14 protein-coding genes are annotated in these 15214 nt (G+C 63.9%); 5 read left to right on the plus strand and 9 right to left on the minus strand.

The window, feature by feature from the left end; all coding sequences use genetic code 11:
- Positions 1-20: 20 nt before the first annotated feature.
- Positions 21-833, minus strand: a complete 813-nt coding sequence (locus HW090_RS01255; protein WP_179111765.1) for a crotonase/enoyl-CoA hydratase family protein — start codon at positions 831-833, stop codon at positions 21-23.
- Positions 834-863: 30 nt separating this feature from the next.
- Positions 864-1661, minus strand: a complete 798-nt coding sequence (locus tag HW090_RS01260) for an acyl-CoA thioesterase II (protein WP_179111766.1) — start codon at positions 1659-1661, stop codon at positions 864-866.
- A 244-nt stretch (positions 1662-1905) separates the two neighbouring features.
- Here HW090_RS01260 and HW090_RS01265 point away from each other — a divergent pair, with 244 nt between their 5' ends.
- Together HW090_RS01265 and HW090_RS01270 are read left to right on the plus strand one after the other, a co-directional pair.
- Entirely contained in the window at positions 1906-4623 is a 2718-nt protein-coding gene (locus tag HW090_RS01265; RefSeq protein ID WP_179111767.1) for a cation-transporting P-type ATPase, read from the plus strand.
- Between the two features lie 59 nt (positions 4624-4682).
- Positions 4683-5660 (plus strand): patatin-like phospholipase family protein, encoded by a 978-nt coding sequence (locus HW090_RS01270; protein ID WP_179111768.1) that lies wholly within the window; start codon positions 4683-4685, stop codon positions 5658-5660.
- Here the strand turns inward: HW090_RS01270 and HW090_RS01275 are convergent.
- Positions 5657-7060, minus strand: a complete 1404-nt coding sequence (locus HW090_RS01275) for a transglycosylase SLT domain-containing protein (protein ID WP_179111769.1) — start codon at positions 7058-7060, stop codon at positions 5657-5659. The genes HW090_RS01270 and HW090_RS01275 overlap by 4 nt on opposite strands.
- A gap of 110 nt (positions 7061-7170) precedes the next feature.
- Here HW090_RS01275 and HW090_RS01280 point away from each other — a divergent pair, with 110 nt between their 5' ends.
- Both HW090_RS01280 and HW090_RS01285 read left to right on the plus strand, forming a co-directional pair.
- Positions 7171-8043 carry a TatD family hydrolase gene (locus HW090_RS01280; RefSeq protein WP_179111770.1) on the plus strand — a complete coding sequence of 291 codons (873 nt, stop codon included), beginning with the start codon at positions 7171-7173 and terminating at the stop codon, positions 8041-8043.
- 32 nt (positions 8044-8075) lie between these two features.
- Complete coding sequence (locus HW090_RS01285; protein ID WP_179111771.1) at positions 8076-9545, plus strand: methyl-accepting chemotaxis protein; 1470 nt, start codon at positions 8076-8078, stop codon at positions 9543-9545.
- 53 nt (positions 9546-9598) lie between these two features.
- Here the strand turns inward: HW090_RS01285 and dnaQ are convergent, their stop codons facing one another.
- From dnaQ to HW090_RS01300, 3 genes are read right to left on the minus strand one after another with little or no spacing between them, the layout of a single operon-like run.
- A complete protein-coding gene (gene dnaQ, locus HW090_RS01290) occupies positions 9599-10336 on the minus strand; it encodes a DNA polymerase III subunit epsilon (RefSeq protein ID WP_179111772.1) in 738 nt (245 codons plus the stop codon).
- A gap of 49 nt (positions 10337-10385) precedes the next feature.
- A complete protein-coding gene (gene rnhA, locus HW090_RS01295; protein WP_179111773.1) occupies positions 10386-10835 on the minus strand; it encodes a ribonuclease HI in 450 nt (149 codons plus the stop codon).
- A 28-nt stretch (positions 10836-10863) separates the two neighbouring features.
- Entirely contained in the window at positions 10864-11619 is a 756-nt protein-coding gene (locus HW090_RS01300) for an SAM-dependent methyltransferase (protein ID WP_179111774.1), read from the minus strand.
- Between the two features lie 125 nt (positions 11620-11744).
- Between HW090_RS01300 and gloB the strand changes: the two genes are divergently transcribed.
- On the plus strand, positions 11745-12521 hold the full coding sequence (gene gloB / locus HW090_RS01305; protein ID WP_179111775.1) for a hydroxyacylglutathione hydrolase: 777 nt from the start codon (positions 11745-11747) through the stop codon (positions 12519-12521).
- Positions 12522-12642: 121 nt separating this feature from the next.
- On the opposite strand, the gene HW090_RS01310 is transcribed toward gloB, so the two are convergent.
- The 3 genes from HW090_RS01310 to HW090_RS01320 form a co-directional block, all read right to left on the minus strand.
- A complete protein-coding gene (locus tag HW090_RS01310) occupies positions 12643-13413 on the minus strand; it encodes a thioesterase II family protein (RefSeq protein WP_179111776.1) in 771 nt (256 codons plus the stop codon).
- Positions 13414-13416: 3 nt separating this feature from the next.
- Positions 13417-13668 carry an MbtH family protein gene (locus HW090_RS01315; RefSeq protein ID WP_179111777.1) on the minus strand — a complete coding sequence of 84 codons (252 nt, stop codon included), beginning with the start codon at positions 13666-13668 and terminating at the stop codon, positions 13417-13419.
- Positions 13669-13787: 119 nt separating this feature from the next.
- Positions 13788-15179: an aspartate aminotransferase family protein gene (locus HW090_RS01320; protein WP_179111778.1), complete on the minus strand. Its 1392-nt coding sequence runs from the start codon at positions 15177-15179 to the stop codon at positions 13788-13790.
- Positions 15180-15214 lie beyond the last annotated feature (35 nt).

The following is a 15214-nucleotide window of genomic DNA, read 5'->3' on the forward strand; positions in this document are numbered from 1 at the left end:
CTGCATCAGGTCAGGTTTCATCAATCCTCGAAATCCGGTTTGCGCTTGGCCATGTGCGCCGCCATCGCGATACGCAGGTCGGCGGACTGCAGCATCGCGGCATTCCAGGTCGCGACATAGTCCAGCCCGTCATCGACACGGTGGTCGCGCATGTAGCGGATCATCTGCTTGGTACCGCGTATCGCCAGCGGCGACTTGGCGGCAATGGTTCTCGCCAGTTCCAGAACGCCTGCCCGCAGTTCCTCCGGGCTTGCATAGCAACGGTTGATGAGGCCGATGGCCTGCGCTTCGTGTCCGTCCAGAGTTCGTCCGGTGTAGGCCAGCTCGCGCATCATACCGTCGCCGATGATGCGCGGCAGCCGCTGCAACGTACCGACATCGGCCGCCATGCCCATGTCGATCTCCTTGATCGCAAAGCGCGCATCCTCGGAGCCATAGCGCATGTCACAGGCGGCGATCAGGTCGATCGCCCCACCCAGGCAATAGCCCTGGATCGCCGCGATGACCGGCTTGCGACAGGCATCCACCGCATTGAAGGATGCCTGCAGTTCCAGGATGCGCCGCCGCAGGCGCTCGGCATTTCGCCCGATGTCAGGGCCCATCTGGCTGGCGGCCTCGGCCAGCAGTTGCAGATCGATACCCGAGGAGAAATGCTCACCGGCACCGGACAGGATCACCACGCGTACCGCGTCGGTATCATCCGCCCAGCGAAATATTTCCACGATTTCCCGCCAGAAGTCGGCGTTCATCGCATTGAGCTTTTCTGGCCGATTGATCGTCACCTGGGCGACCTGCTCACTCAGTTCAACCGTGAAAGCCTTGTATCCGTTCATCGCTCGCACCTCCTATGGATTCGTCTGGCCTCAACCAAAGACCGTCACCGTCTGCCGGCTCAAGGCGATCAATTCACCCGCTGGCCCCCACAGTGCGGCCGCGCAATGGCCGTAGCCGTCACGGGCATGCTCGATCAGGGCGCGGTACTGGCACCAATCATGGGTGTCCAGACGCGGCAGCGGCTGGACGAATTCGATGGTCCAGGTCAGAGAGCTGCCCGGAGCAACACTGCGCAGGTGCGACAAGGGCGCTGGCGGCCAGGCATCCACCAGGGCCAGCACATGGGTTTCGTCCAGCGGCACTGCCGGGGCTTCATCGCGCAAACGCACCCAACCGCCCATCTCGCGTGAATCGCTGCCACTGAACGGCAGGCCACCCACGGCCCAGCGCAGGGCCAGGTGGCGCGTGAACTCGGGCGTCACACCCTGGATATAAGGCAGCTCGCGGCAATCATCCGGCGCAGGCATGGCGGGGGCGGCCTCCGCATCCACGGAGACGCTCGAATCACGCGCGGCGCCGAAGCTGCCCTGGATCAGGGTGACCACACTGCCATTCTGGACGGCACGCCCGAGAAGCTGGCTGACCGAGGAACCCTCGCGCAAGACCTCGACCTGAAAACTGACCGGCACATCGACCTGCAACGGCCCGACGAAACTGACCGACAGCGAACGTACGGGACGTCCAGTCGTGACCCGCGAGCGCATGACATCGTAGAGCAGCGCCGCCACCAGCCCGCCGAAGCCCGCCCGTCCCTGCCCCCAACTGGCAGGGACCAGTACCGAGTCCGGGTTGGCCCGTACACATTGCAGCAGTTCGCCCAGTGTCATGCTCACCTCCGCAGATCGAATCGTGGGGGGCAAGAGTAGCGCGAAAGTGCTCGATGCGGCGCCTGCAGATGTGGACGTAATTGGCTCACGATCCAGCCCTGTGTCGCTCAAGACCGCCTTCCGGGTGCTGACGACGGACGGTAATCTTTTCTGACAAAGACGCAGGCAAGCGCCTTGTCCGTACTCCTTGTCTTGCGTAGGGTCTTTCACCGATCCCGCCCCAGCGCCACGACAGGAGTCCAGCATGCCCGCACCCCAAGACCCGAACTGGCACAGCCTTGCCGCCAGTGAATGTCTCCAGGCCCTGAGCAGCGAGCGCAACGGCCTGACCACGGAGCAGGCCACCCGGATACGTCAGCAACACGGCGACAATCGACTACCGGAAGTGGCGCGCCGCGGGCCGCTGCTGCGCTTCCTGATGCAATTTCACAATATCCTGCTCTACGTGATGCTCGGCGCCGCCGTGGTCACCGCACTGCTCGGGCACTGGGTCGATACCGGGGTGATCTTCGCCGCGGTGCTGGTCAATGCCATCATCGGTTTCATCCAGGAAGGCAAGGCGCAAAGCGCCCTGGACAGCATCCGCAACATGCTCAGCAGCCGGGCCAGCGTACTGCGCGATGGTCGTCGCATCGAAGTGGATGCCAGCGAGCTGGTACCCGGCGATATCGTGCTGCTGGTTTCCGGCGACAAGGTGCCCGCCGACCTGCGGCTGCTGGACGTGCGCAACCTGCGGGTCGACGAAGCCGCGCTGACCGGCGAGTCGCTGCCGATGGAAAAGAGCGAGCACGCGGTACCCGCCGACGCTGCCCTGGGCGACCGTTACTGCATGGCCTGGTCCGGCACCCTGGTGGTCTACGGGCAGGCCAGTGGCCTGGTGGTGGCGACTGGCGCCAACACCGAACTGGGCAAGATCAACAGTATGCTGGCCCGTGTACAGGCCATCTCCACACCGCTGTTGCGGCAGATCGACCGCTTCGGTCGTGCACTGGCGCTGGCGATCCTCGGTCTGGTCGCGGCGACCTTCGCCCTCGGCACCTTGTGGCGCGGCCACGATCCCGGCGAGATGTTCATGATGGCCGTCGCCCTCACCGCCTCGGCCATCCCCGAGGGCCTGCCCGCCATCATGACGGTGATGCTGGCCCTCGGTGTCCAGCGCATGGCGCGCCGCCAGGCAATCATTCGCCGCCTGCCAGCGGTGGAGACGCTCGGCTCGGTGACGGTGATCTGTTCAGACAAGACCGGCACCCTGACCCGCAACGAGATGACGGTGCAGCGGGTGATCTGCGCCGACGCCCGCTACCAGGTCGCCGGTGTCGGTTATGCCCCGCTGGGCGAGATCCGTCGCGACGGCACGGAGCCGTTGCCCGAGGAGCGGCAACGCCTGCAACGGATCGGCCACGCCTGCCTGCTGTGCAACGATGCGCGCATCCATCCCGAAGCACAGGGCTGGCGGATCGAAGGCGACCCGACCGAGGCCGCGCTGCTGGTGCTGGCAGCCAAGTTCGACCTGCAGGCGCAACAGGTGCTGACGGCCTGGCCCTGCCGTGACAGCATCCCCTTCGAATCGGAACATCGCTTCCGCGCCAGCCTGAACCACGCGGGGCCGGGGCAGAGCCACATCTTCATGGTCGGCGCGCCGGAGCGACTGCTGGAAATCTGCGACCGCCAACTCGGCCTCGACGGCGAGCAACCGCTGGACCCGGACTACTGGCGGCGCATGGCCACCGATACCGCCGCCCAGGGCTTGCGCCTGCTCGCACTGGCCAGCCGCCATGTCGACGACAGCCAGCAGTTGCTCGGCTTCGATGACATCGACCGGGGCGGCTTCACCCTGCTGGCGCTGGTCGGCATGATCGACCCGCCTCGCGAGGAAGCCATCGCCGCCGTGGCCGAGTGCCACGCGGCGGGCATCCGCGTGAAAATGATCACCGGCGATCATGCCGATACCGCCCGGGCCATCGGTGCCGAGCTGGGCATCGGCGTTGGCCGGCCCGCGCTGACCGGTGCCGAACTGGCACTGATGAGCGATGCAGCCTTGTGCCAGGTGGTGATGGACATCGACGTGTTCGCCCGCGCCAGCCCCGAGCACAAGCTGCGCCTGGTTCAAGCCATGCAGGCCTGCGGCCAGGTGGTGGCGATGACCGGCGACGGCGTCAACGACGCGCCGGCCCTCAAGCGTGCCGACGTTGGCGTGGCCATGGGACTGAAAGGCACCGAAGCGGCTAAGGAAGCCGCCGACGTGGTGCTGGTGGACGACAACTTCGCCACCATCGGCAATGCCGTGCGCGAAGGCCGGGCGATCTACGACAACCTGAAGAAATTCATCCTGTTCATGCTGCCGACCAACGGCGGCGAAGCCTTGATCGTGATCAGCGCCATCCTGTTCCAGTTCGCCCTGCCGCTGACGCCGGCCCAGGTGCTCTGGATCAACATGGTGACCTCCTGCACCCTCGGCATGGCCCTTGCCGCCGAACCGACCGAGCGCGGCATCATGCGTCGCCCGCCACGTCCACCGAGCGAACCATTGCTGTCGGGTTTCTTCGTCTGGCGCGTGGTACTGGTGTCCGTGCTGATGATGGCCGGTGCCCTCGGCCTGTTCCTCTGGGAGCTGCAACAGGGCGCCAGTCTGGAGACCGCCCGCACCCTGGCCGTGAACACCGTGGTCATGGCGGAAATGTTCTACCTGCTGAGCAGCCGGCATATCCACGGCAGTGTGCTCACCCGCGAAGGTCTGCTGGGCAATCCCTGGATCCTGCTGACCATCGCCGCCTGCGCGGTACTGCAGTTGCTCTATACCTACACCGCGCCGATGCAGAACCTGTTCGGCGCTACCGCGCTGGCGCTCGGCGACTGGCTTAAGGTGTGCGCCGCCGCGCTGGTGGTGCTGCTTGGTTCGGAACTGGAGAAATGGCTGCTGCGCCGGCACATGCGTGCGCGTGGGCTGGTCCTTGAACGATGACACTTGCGCCTCATTCGCACAGGCCCGAAGCTAGCGCCCCTGTCGATGGGGAGGCAAACATGGGTAAGCGAGCGGCTCTGGTACTGGGTTCCGGCGGTGCGCGCGGCTACGCGCACATCGGCGTCATCGAGGAGATCGTGTCACGCGGCTACGAGATCGGCTGCATTGCCGGCTGCTCGATGGGGGCCGTGGTCGGCGGCATCTACGCCGCGGGCAAGCTGGACGAGTACCGTGCCTGGGTCGAGAGCCTGGACTACCTCGACGTACTGCGTCTGGTCGATCCGAGCTTCAGCCTCGGCGCGGTGCGTGGCGAGAAAGTCTTCGCGCGGGTGCGCGAGATCATCGGTGACATCGACATCGAAGACCTGCCGATCCCCTACACCGCGGTCGCCACCGACCTGACCAACCAGCAGGAAATCTGGTTCCAGGAAGGCAGCCTGGAGCTGGCCATGCGCGCCTCGGCGGCCATTCCCAGCCTCTTCACCCCGGTGATCCAGGGCAAGCGCATGCTGGTCGATGGCGGGCTGCTCAACCCGCTGCCCATCGTCCCGGTGGTCTCCAGCCATTGCGACCTGATCATCGCGGTCAACCTGAACGGCAATAACCACAAGCAATACCCGTTGCCCGAGATCAGCCGGCCCGGGCGTTTCGATACGGTCATTCATTCGATCAGCTCGCGCCTGCCCTTCCTGCGCCGCAGCGCCCAGGGGCTGGAAGAACAGATCGCCAAGCTGCAACACGAACACCCGCCGAGCGCGCCGGCCACCCAAGGCGCGCCGAAGTCCGCCGAAGGCTCGGTGGTGATCGACGTCGGCGGACCGGCGTCGTTGCTGGAGCTGATCAACCAGAGCTTCGAGGTGATGCAATCATCCCTCGCGCAGTACAAGATCGCCGGCTACCCGCCCAACGTACTGGTCACGGTCCCGCGCCGCGCCTGTCGCTTCTATGAATTCTACAAGGCACCCGAACTGATCGCCCTGGGCCGGACCATCGCCCGGGATGCCTTCGACAAATACGAGACGGAGCAGGAGCGCTAGCGCTCCAACCGGTAGCGCTCACGGGCATAGGCCAGGTAGTACTTGTTGACGCTGTTGACGTAACTGACCACCCCCATGCCGACGCTCTCCAGGGCCACGCGCTCCACCTGGAAGAACCACTGATCGGCGTTCAGCCCCCGCCGACGGGCTTCGGCGCGCATGCTCTGGACCCGTTGCGGCCCCAGGTTGTAGGCCGCCAGCACGAACGCCATGCGCTCCCGCTCGTTCAGACGCGGGCTGGAGAAGAACTGCCGGCGGATACTGGCCAGGTATTTGGCGCTGGCGCGGACATTGTTTTCCAGCCGGTGCACATCCCCCACGCCCATGCTGCGCGCGGTCGCCGGCGTCACCTGCATCAGCCCGACCGCGCCCGAGGCACCACGGGCGGCGGGGTTGAGCGTGGACTCCTTGAAGGCCAGCGCAGCCAGGTTCAACCAGTCGAACGCTTGCTCGCGCGCATGCCGTTGCAACACCGTACGCACCGAATCCAGCCGCTGCCGGCCAGTCCGGTCCAGCGGGTACTGAACGCGGTAGAGGCGCCGATAGACACGCTCGAACACCGCGTCCTGGTTGGCCGGCGCACGGTACTCCTTGAGAAAACGATCCACGCTGGCTTGCAGCATGTTGGTCTCCCTGGGCAGGAACCAGTGCATGCCAGCCTTTTCCCCCAGCGTCATCTTCTGCTCGATCCGCAACCTCGGCATCACCTTGGCCCAGCGCTGGGCGATGGTCAGCTCAACCGCCGTCAGCGGGTAGATACCGGCCTGCACCATCTCCAGGACGTCCTCGACCGCCAGGCTCGGATCGACCCACTCGATCACCACGGGCGCCCGGCCCTTGGCCAGCAGGCTTTCGTTCAGACGCGCCAGCGCAGGCCCGGCCGCACTGCCGGCGGGCAATGCCAGGCTGCGCCCGGACAATTGTTCGAGGCTCGCATAGGTCATGCCACCCTTGCGCCCGACCAGCACCATCGGCACCTCGGCGACCACCGCCCGGCTGCGGCTCAGCGCCGCACCGGCGGGCATACCCAGGCGCTCCCCTGGCGCGACCATGTCACCCTCCCCGCGCAACAGGGCGGCAAGCAGTTGATCCTTGGCCTTGGGGATGATCTTCAGAGTGATGCTGCGACCGGGATGTCCATCGCGATTGAGGAACTGCTCGAAAGCTCGCAAGCGGGCATACTCGACACCCACGACTTCGCCCTTGACCTCGCCGGAGCTGTTGCGGCTCTGGTTGACCAGCACGCGCAGCACTCCATCACGTCGAATCTGCGCAAGATCGCGTACCTGCCGCGCACCACGGTCCACCGGCAACCAGGCCTGTGGCCCTTCCAGGCGAGCGTGGGCCGGCGACATGAACAGCGCCAGAAGAAGCAGCAGAATGATCGAAGGCAAGCGCATGAAAAGGGGCGTTCCCGCTTTTGCTGACCCGGTACCGGTGCGAAGATTCGCACAGCCTCTCATCGACCACCACAGGCAATACCGCCACAACCCTCTGCCAAAGAGTCCCCATGACCGCACCCAGCACCTGTGAAAGCCAGCAGCCAGAGCCCCTGGTGGATATCGGCGTCAACCTCACGCACCCCAGCTTCGCCAACAGGCACCAGGACATCCTGCAACGAGCCCAGGCTGCCGGGGTATGGCAAATGCTGCTGACCGGCACCCGCCTGGATGAAAGCGAAAAGGCGCTGGCGCTCTGTCATGAACTGGACCCTGAAGGCACGCGCCTCTATTGCACGGCCGGCGTCCATCCCCATGATGCCAAGGACTGGGGCACGGATAGCGCAAGGCAACTGCGGCTGCTGTTGCAGGAAGAACGGGTACGCGCGGTCGGCGAATGCGGACTGGACTTCAATCGCGACTTTTCCCCACGGGAGCGGCAACAGGCGGCACTCGAAGCACAACTGCAACTGGCTTCGGAAACGGGTCTGCCCGTCTTTCTGCACGAGCGCGATGCCAGCCAGCGCATGCTGGAAATCCTCAAGTCCGTCCGCGACGATATCGGCGATGCGGTGATCCACTGCTTCACCGGGGAGCGCAAGACGCTCTATGCCTATCTGGACCTGGGCCTGCACATCGGCATCACTGGCTGGGTCTGCGACGAAAGACGCGGCACCCACTTGCAGGAACTGGTGCGCGACATCCCCCAAGGCAGCCTGATGCTGGAAAGCGACGCGCCCTACCTGCTGCCACGCAGCCTGAAGCCCCGCCCCAAAGGCAACCTCAACGAGCCGGCCTATCTCGTCCAGGTACTGCAGGACGTGGCCCGCTACCGGGGCGAAAGCCCGCAGGCGCTGGCGGCGCACACCACCGCCTGTGCACGTCGTTTCTTCGGCCTGCACGATAGACCTAAAGCAACTTGCGAAGCTGCCGCTATTGCATAGATGATCGACCCCTCAATCGAAGAAGAAGCACAATGATTGTCTGGATGCGCGACCTATCACTGAAGTACAAGTTCTGGGCGCTGAACATGGTGACCTTCGTCACCACCCTGCTGCTGGTGCTGTATGCCATACAGATCGAACAGCAGGCCCGCAGCACCGATGCGCAGAGTGCCGCCCGGCAATATGCTGCCCTGCTCGAAAGCTGGCCAGCCGACACGCCCCTGCCCTCGGCCAGCAACCTTCATCGGTTCGATGCAGGCCAGGCGCTGAGCCTGGAGGGGCAGAACCTTCAGGCATCCGGCTGGACGCCCCTCGAGCACGACGCACTCTTCGAGCTCAACCCCCTGATCGGGGCCTATACCCTGGCCAGGCCGAATGGCCAGCATATCGCCGTAGCGGTACGCGCCCCTGGCTTCCCCGAGGTCTGGGGCCAGCACTTCCTCAGTTATGCCGTCGCGGTCATGGTCCTCATGCTGGCCTTGCTGGCGGCCTCGCAGATCCTCATACGCTTCCTGCTCAGCCACCTGAACACCCTCAAGGACGTGATGCTGCACGTCGAAAGCAGCGGCGACCTCTCGGTCCGCGTCCCCCTGAACAGCCGGGACGAAGTCGGGCAGATGGCCACCGCCTTCAACGCCATGCAGTCCGGCTACCAGCGCATCGTCGGCACAGTTGCCAACTCAGCCGCACGCCTGGACGAGGACGCCCGTCGGCTGGCGGCGAACATGAATGAAGTGCGCCGTGACATGCTCGGTCAACAGAGCGAAACCGACCAGGCCGCCACCGCCATCAACGAAATGACCACTACCGTGCATCACATCGCCGAACATGCGCGGGATACACGGGACCAGTCGCAGAATGCCGACCGCCTCGCCAGCGAAGGCCACCGGGTCGTCGAGCGCGTGGAGAACTCCATCAACAGCCTCTCCAGGGGCGTTCAGCAGACCGCCGAAACCATCGGGCAACTGGCGGCCGACAGTCAGAAGATCAATGGTGTGGTGAGTGTCATCCACAGCATTGCCGAACAGACCAACCTGCTGGCGCTGAACGCGGCCATCGAAGCCGCCCGTGCGGGTGAAATGGGTCGAGGCTTCGCCGTGGTGGCCGACGAGGTGCGCAACCTGGCCAAACGCGTGCAAGTCTCTACCGATGAAATCACCCAAATGATCGCCGCCCTGCAAGGCATGACCCGCGACGCGGTCGAGTTCATGCAGGAAAGCTCGCTCAAGGCCGATGACTGCGTGCAGCAGGCTCAGGAAGCGGGTCTGGCGCTGGAAGCGATTACCGGCGCTGTCGCGCAGATGCGCGAGAGCAATACGCAGATCGCAGCAGCGGCCGAGGAGCAGAGTCAGGTGGCGGAAGAATTGAATCGCTCGGTCACCGGTATCCGTGACGTGACCGAGCGCACTGTCCAGCAGACGGTGGACTCCGCGACCACCAGTTCGGAGCTGGCGGCACTGTCCGGCCAGTTGAGCAAGGCAATCGGCCAGTTGCGCCTGTAGGCAACCGATACATGTAATGGGTGCGCATGGCGCACCCTACGGCCGGGTCGGGACTACTGCTCCCCGGCCTCCAGTTGCAGCCACAGCGGGGTACCACCCGCCGCCTTTTCGATGACCGCCATGCGTGCAGCATGGGCCTGCAACTCCTGCTCGCTGGCCGCCAGCACAACCCCCTTGCCGCGCTCTGCGGGCAGGCGACGGATCGGCGAAGGCTGGGCGCGCCCGCCTCCATCCACATCCGCACCATTGCCCGCCAGGGACAGGTTGGTCTGGCCACCGGTCATGGTCAGGTAAACGTCGGCCAGAATCTCCGCATCGAGCAAGGCGCCGTGCAGGTCGCGGCCCGAGTTGTCCACACCATAGCGCTTGCACAGCGCATCGAGGTTGTTGCGCTGGCCCGGATGGCGCTCACGCGCCATCAACAGGGTGTCCAGCACCGAGCAGTGCTCGGTAATATCGGCACGTTCCTGCTGCCCGAGCAGTGCGAATTCGTTATTGATAAAGCCGATATCGAACGCCGCGTTATGGATGATCAGCTGTGCGCCCTTGATGAATTCGAAGAATTCATCGGCCACTTCACGAAAACGAGGCTTGTCCAGCAGGTCTTCGTTGGTGATCCCGTGGACGGCGATGGCACCCTCATCCACTTCGCGGTCCGGTTGCAGATAGACGTGGTAGTGGCGCCCGGTCAGACGACGTCCGATCACCTCGACACAACCGATCTCGATGATCCGGTGACCATCGCTCACCGGCATACCGGTGGTTTCAGTATCCAGTACAACGCTGCGCATGCGCGAAATCTCTCATGAACGGATTATGGAATTGGAAGCACGGTGCGCTTCACCTGGACTGACGCACCTGGTCGACGCCACGGTTGGCCAGCATGTCCGCGCGCTCATTGCCAGGGTGACCGGTATGGCCCCGCACCCAGCTCCAGGCCACCTGGTGACGACCGACCTGCTCGTCCAGTTGCTGCCACAGATCGGCATTCTTCACCGGCTGCTTGGCCGCGGTTTTCCAACCGCGCTTCTTCCAGTTGGGCATCCAGTCATTGATGCCCTGCATCACATACTGCGAATCGGTCACCAGCTTCACCTGGCAACCGCGCTTGAGTTCAGCCAGCGCACGAATCGCCGCCATCAGTTCCATGCGGTTATTGGTGGTTTCGATCTCGCCGCCCCAGAGTTCTTTCTCGACCCCCTTGTAGACCAGCAAGGCCCCCCAACCGCCCGGCCCGGGATTACCCTTGCAGGCACCATCGGTATAGATCACTACCGGCTCATCGCTCATATGAACAGCACTACTCTCTGAAATCGGATCATTCGGTGTTGCGCCGGCTGACCTTGGCAACCGGCATCGGCAGCAACTGCCCCATCGGCTCGCGCCGCGCCTGGCGCAACGGTCGCAAGCCAACCGTCATCTTGCGCGCCAGCAACAGGTAGAAGCCGCCGCACGGTGCCTGCCAGCGTTGCCCCAGGTTTTCCAGCGGCGTCAGGCGTGTCTGCCAGCGGGCCGAAGAAAGCGGCGGACAATAGCACCCGAACAGGCGTTTCTCCAGTGCAAAGCCCAGCAGGCTCAGCCAGTCCGCCACACGCGCCGGGCGAATGCAGCGAGCCTGGCGAAAACCACCACCCGCGACCAGCCTGCGCGCGCCCCAGGCACTCCATGGGTTCATGCCGAGCACCAGCAGGTGCCCGCCCGGGCGCACGCTGAAAGCCGCTTCGCGCAACAGCGCATGGGGCGACAGGCTGAAATCCAGTCCATGCTGCAACACCGCCACGTCGGCGGCATGCTCGCCCAATGGCCAGGCCTGCTCGTCGCAGATGATATCGGCACCTTTCAAAGGCGCGCCCAGGCGTACGCAGTGGCGAATCGATGACAATTCGAGGGGGTTATCGGAAAAAGGCGCATAGTGCACGAGGTAGCTGCCGAAGCAGCGCTCCAGCTCGGCCTCCAACAGGCCACGCTCACGCGCCAGCAACTGCTGGCCATGTGCGCTCTCGAACCAGCCACCCGCCGCATCGACCAGCGATAGCCAGTGCGGATCGGCCTTCAGGCGTACTTCATCGGTCATGATCCTCTCCTGCCCCCGCCATGGCTTGCCATGGGTCTGTTCCCGTCGTCGCGACAACGTGGCTTGCGACGAAACGGAAACAGACCCTAGGATGCACCTTTGTCCATGACTTGGCGACCTGGCATATGTTGCAGATAGAAGCCCTGCCCGCATTCAACGACAACTACATCTGGCTCCTGGCCGATCCCGAGAAAATGACCTGCGCGGTTGTCGACCCGGGTGATGCCGCGCCGGTACTGGCCTGGCTGGAACAGCACCCAGGCTGGCGACTGAGCGACATATTGATCACCCACCACCACACCGACCATGTCGGCGGCATCGCGGCCCTGAAAGCCCACTGCGCACCGCGTGTGCACGGCCCCGCCCGCGAGACGATCCCGCTGCGCGACCATGCGCTGGAAGATGGCGCCCACGTGGAGGTACTCGGCCTGCAGTTGCAGGTCCTGGCCGTACCGGGGCATACCCTCGGGCACATCGTATTTTTTCTGGACGACGCTGAACTGCCGCGCCTGTTCAGCGGGGACACCCTGTTTGCCGCAGGCTGTGGCCGGCTGTTCGAAGGCACGCCCGCGCAGATGTTCCATTCACTCGAGCGCCTGGCAGCATTGCCCGAACGAACACTGGTCTACTGCGCCCACGAATACACATTGAGCAACCTGCGGTTCGCCCATGCCGTGGAACCGACCCAGCAGGAAGTGACCAGGCGATTGGAGGAAGTCACACGCCTGCGCGAGGAAGACCGTATCACCCTGCCCACCAGCATCGCGCTGGAGAAGGCGACCAACCCGTTCCTGCGCACCAGGGAAGCCTCTGTCAGACACGCCTGCCAGCAACGCAATCCTTCGCTAGAAAGTGCTGAACAGGTATTCGCCGAACTGCGTGCCTGGAAGGATCGTTTCTGAGCAAGGAACAGAAACACAGCAAGGCTTGAAACCCATGCCCACTACCTCATGACGATAGTGGGCGCGTTTCAAGAGCCTATACAGGCGTAAAGCGAACGTAGAGAAAAGCGCGAATGGGCACTCAGCATCCCACCGGCACAGCGACCTGATGCTTCCCTGAAAGGGACTGTCGGTGCCTGCGCAGGTCGACCTCCAGGTTGGCCCGGATGATACGCAGCACCTTCGATTCGTGCTCGTGGATAAAGAAATGGCCGCCCGCCAGCATGTCGAGGGAAAAGCTGCTGTTGCCTTCCAGTTGCCAGGCAAGCAGTTGTTCCTGGGTCGCCTTGTCTTCACGACCACCCAGCACATGGATGGGCACTTCCAAGCCTGGCCGCGTGCGATAGCGGTACAGACCACACATCATGAAATCGGCACGCAGGATAGGCAAAGTCAACGCCATCAGTTCGGGATTGTCCAAAACCTCCTCCGGCGTGCCTTGCAGATCCCGCAATTCGGCCTTCAGTTCATCATCGGTCTTGGGGTCTGCGAAACCTCGGTCGTAGTCTTCACGTCGTGTCGGCGCTGAGGTTCCCGAAGCGATCAGCGCCACCGGATCTGCCACGCCCAGTTCTCGCAGTTCATGGGCCAGCTCGAAGGCCAGCAAGGCCCCCAAGCTATGCCCGAACAGCGCGTAAGGCCCGTCCTGGTGCCGCGCAATCTCCCGCGCCAGTTGCCTGGCCAGGCCCTGCATGTCCGTCTGCAACGGCTCGCCCAGACGCGCCCCGCGCCCCGGCAGTTCCACCGGATGCACACTCAACCACTCGGGCACTTTACGCCGCCAGCGGCTGTAGACCATCGCACTGGCCCCGGAATACGGCAGGCAGAACAATTGCAGACGTGGCGTGCTCATGCGTCAGTGCACCACCTCGGCTTCCTGCTCCTGCTTCTTGCGGGCCTGTTCTTCCATGTGCTTGCGCAGGCTCAGCGGGCGCATGTCGGTCCAGACTTCCTCGATGTACGCCAGGCACTCTTTCTTGAAACCGCTCTTGCCGACCTTGCTCCAGCCGCGCGGAATCTCTTTGTAGTCGGGCCAGATGGAATACTGCTCTTCGTGGTTCACCACCACCTGGAACAGGATGTCTTCACGATCGAATACCGATGTCATGCTATTTACTCCGTGGTTGCCAACCCCTGATGGGCATCGCCTATATGGACGAAACGCTGCCAGAGGAAATTAATCGATGCCGGCAAAGGCCATGATCCTCAATAGCCGGACTCTCCCGGTCATGCCAATGCGGCTTGAACGGCCTTGCCGAAAATGCGACTGACCTGATCCACCTGCTCTGCGGTGATGACCAGCGGCGGCAGGAAGCGCACGACACAGCCATGGCGCCCGCCCAGTTCCAGGATCAATCCTCGTTTGAGGCACTCACGCTGGATGCGACTGGCTAGCGTGCCATAGGCAGGCGGATGTCCCAGTGCATCCCGTTGCCCCAGTGGATCGACCACCTCGACCCCAAGCATCAGCCCCCGCCCGCGCACATCTCCCAACTGAGGGAACTGCGCCTGCAGCGCCAGCAGGCGTTCCCGTAGACGCTGCCCCATGGCTTCGGCGTGGCCGATCAGGTTGTGCTCTTCCATATACCGCATCACCGCCGAGCCCGCGGCCATCGCCATCTGGTTGCCACGGAAAGTACCGGCATGGGCACCCGGTTGCCAGGTGTCCAGCCAGTCACGGTAGACCATCACCGACAACGGCAGGCTGCCACCAATGGCTTTGGACAGTACCACCACATCCGGCACGATACCGGCATGCTCGAAGGCAAACAGCTTTCCGGTACGGCCAAAGCCGGTCTGGATCTCATCGATGATCAACGGGATACCCGCCCGGCTGGTAATTTCCCTCACACCACGCAACCAGGTATCGCTGGCCGGAATCACCCCCCCCTCGCCTTGCACCACTTCGAGGATGACGCCTGCCGGTGGCTGTATGCCGCTTTCCGGATCAGTCAGCAGGTTCTCCAGATAGAGCAGATTGATCTCGACACCCGCCGCGCCACCCTGACCGAACGGGCAACGGTAGTCGTAGGGGAATGGCATGAACTGCACGCCGTGGTCGAGCATCGCCCCCAGCGGAACCTTCGCCTTGAGGTTGCCCATCAGGCTCAAGGCACCCTGGCTCATGCCGTGGTAGCCGCCCTGGAACGCCAGTACCGTGCTGCGCCCGGTGGCGGTACGCACCAGTTTCAATGCGGCCTCTACCGCATCGGTGCCGGTGGGTCCGGTGAACTGGATTTTCGCCTGGCTGGCGAAGGCCGGTGGCAATACTGCGAACAGATCCTGGACAAAACGGTCCTTGACCGGCGTGCTCAGGTCCAGGGTATGCAGCGGCAATTCGTCATCGAGTACCTGGTGGATCGCCGCGATCACCACTGGATGGTTGTGCCCCAGCGCCAGTGTTCCGGCACCGGCCAGGCAATCGATGAACACACGCCCCTCGACATCCTCGACATGGATGCCGCGGGCACGTTTGAGCGCCAGGGGAATCCGTCGTGGGTAGCTGCGGGCATTGGACTCCTGCTGCTTCTGCCGGGACAGGATCGGGTTGTCTTCGAAGTGGTAATGCTTTTCTTCGTCCTCGACCAACGGCTCTCTTTCCAGTATCGCGGTGCTCATGCCTGTATATCTCCCGGGAAATAGCCAGGGCGAGC

Origin of the sequence: Pseudomonas sp. ABC1 (assembly GCF_013395055.1) — a bacterium.
In the GTDB taxonomy this organism is placed as follows: Bacteria; Pseudomonadota; Gammaproteobacteria; order Pseudomonadales; family Pseudomonadaceae; genus Stutzerimonas.

Excerpts from the sequence above, each read along its gene's own strand:
- gloB (WP_179111775.1), top strand. The coding sequence starts at position 11,745 with ATGTTGCAGATAGAAGCCCTGCCCGCATTCAACGACAACTACATCTGG.
- HW090_RS01280 (WP_179111770.1), top strand. The coding sequence starts at position 7,171 with ATGACCGCACCCAGCACCTGTGAAAGCCAGCAGCCAGAGCCCCTGGTG.
- HW090_RS01265 (WP_179111767.1), top strand. The coding sequence starts at position 1,906 with ATGCCCGCACCCCAAGACCCGAACTGGCACAGCCTTGCCGCCAGTGAA.
- HW090_RS01310 (WP_179111776.1), bottom strand. The coding sequence starts at position 13,413 with ATGAGCACGCCACGTCTGCAATTGTTCTGCCTGCCGTATTCCGGGGCC.
- HW090_RS01260 (WP_179111766.1), bottom strand. The coding sequence starts at position 1,661 with ATGACACTGGGCGAACTGCTGCAATGTGTACGGGCCAACCCGGACTCG.
- HW090_RS01270 (WP_179111768.1), top strand. The coding sequence starts at position 4,683 with ATGGGTAAGCGAGCGGCTCTGGTACTGGGTTCCGGCGGTGCGCGCGGC.
- HW090_RS01300 (WP_179111774.1), bottom strand. The coding sequence starts at position 11,619 with ATGACCGATGAAGTACGCCTGAAGGCCGATCCGCACTGGCTATCGCTG.
- dnaQ (WP_179111772.1), bottom strand. The coding sequence starts at position 10,336 with ATGCGCAGCGTTGTACTGGATACTGAAACCACCGGTATGCCGGTGAGC.
- HW090_RS01275 (WP_179111769.1), bottom strand. The coding sequence starts at position 7,060 with ATGCGCTTGCCTTCGATCATTCTGCTGCTTCTTCTGGCGCTGTTCATG.
- HW090_RS01320 (WP_179111778.1), bottom strand. The coding sequence starts at position 15,179 with ATGAGCACCGCGATACTGGAAAGAGAGCCGTTGGTCGAGGACGAAGAA.
- HW090_RS01285 (WP_179111771.1), top strand. The coding sequence starts at position 8,076 with ATGATTGTCTGGATGCGCGACCTATCACTGAAGTACAAGTTCTGGGCG.
- HW090_RS01255 (WP_179111765.1), bottom strand. The coding sequence starts at position 833 with ATGAACGGATACAAGGCTTTCACGGTTGAACTGAGTGAGCAGGTCGCC.
- HW090_RS01315 (WP_179111777.1), bottom strand. The coding sequence starts at position 13,668 with ATGACATCGGTATTCGATCGTGAAGACATCCTGTTCCAGGTGGTGGTG.
- rnhA (WP_179111773.1), bottom strand. The coding sequence starts at position 10,835 with ATGAGCGATGAGCCGGTAGTGATCTATACCGATGGTGCCTGCAAGGGT.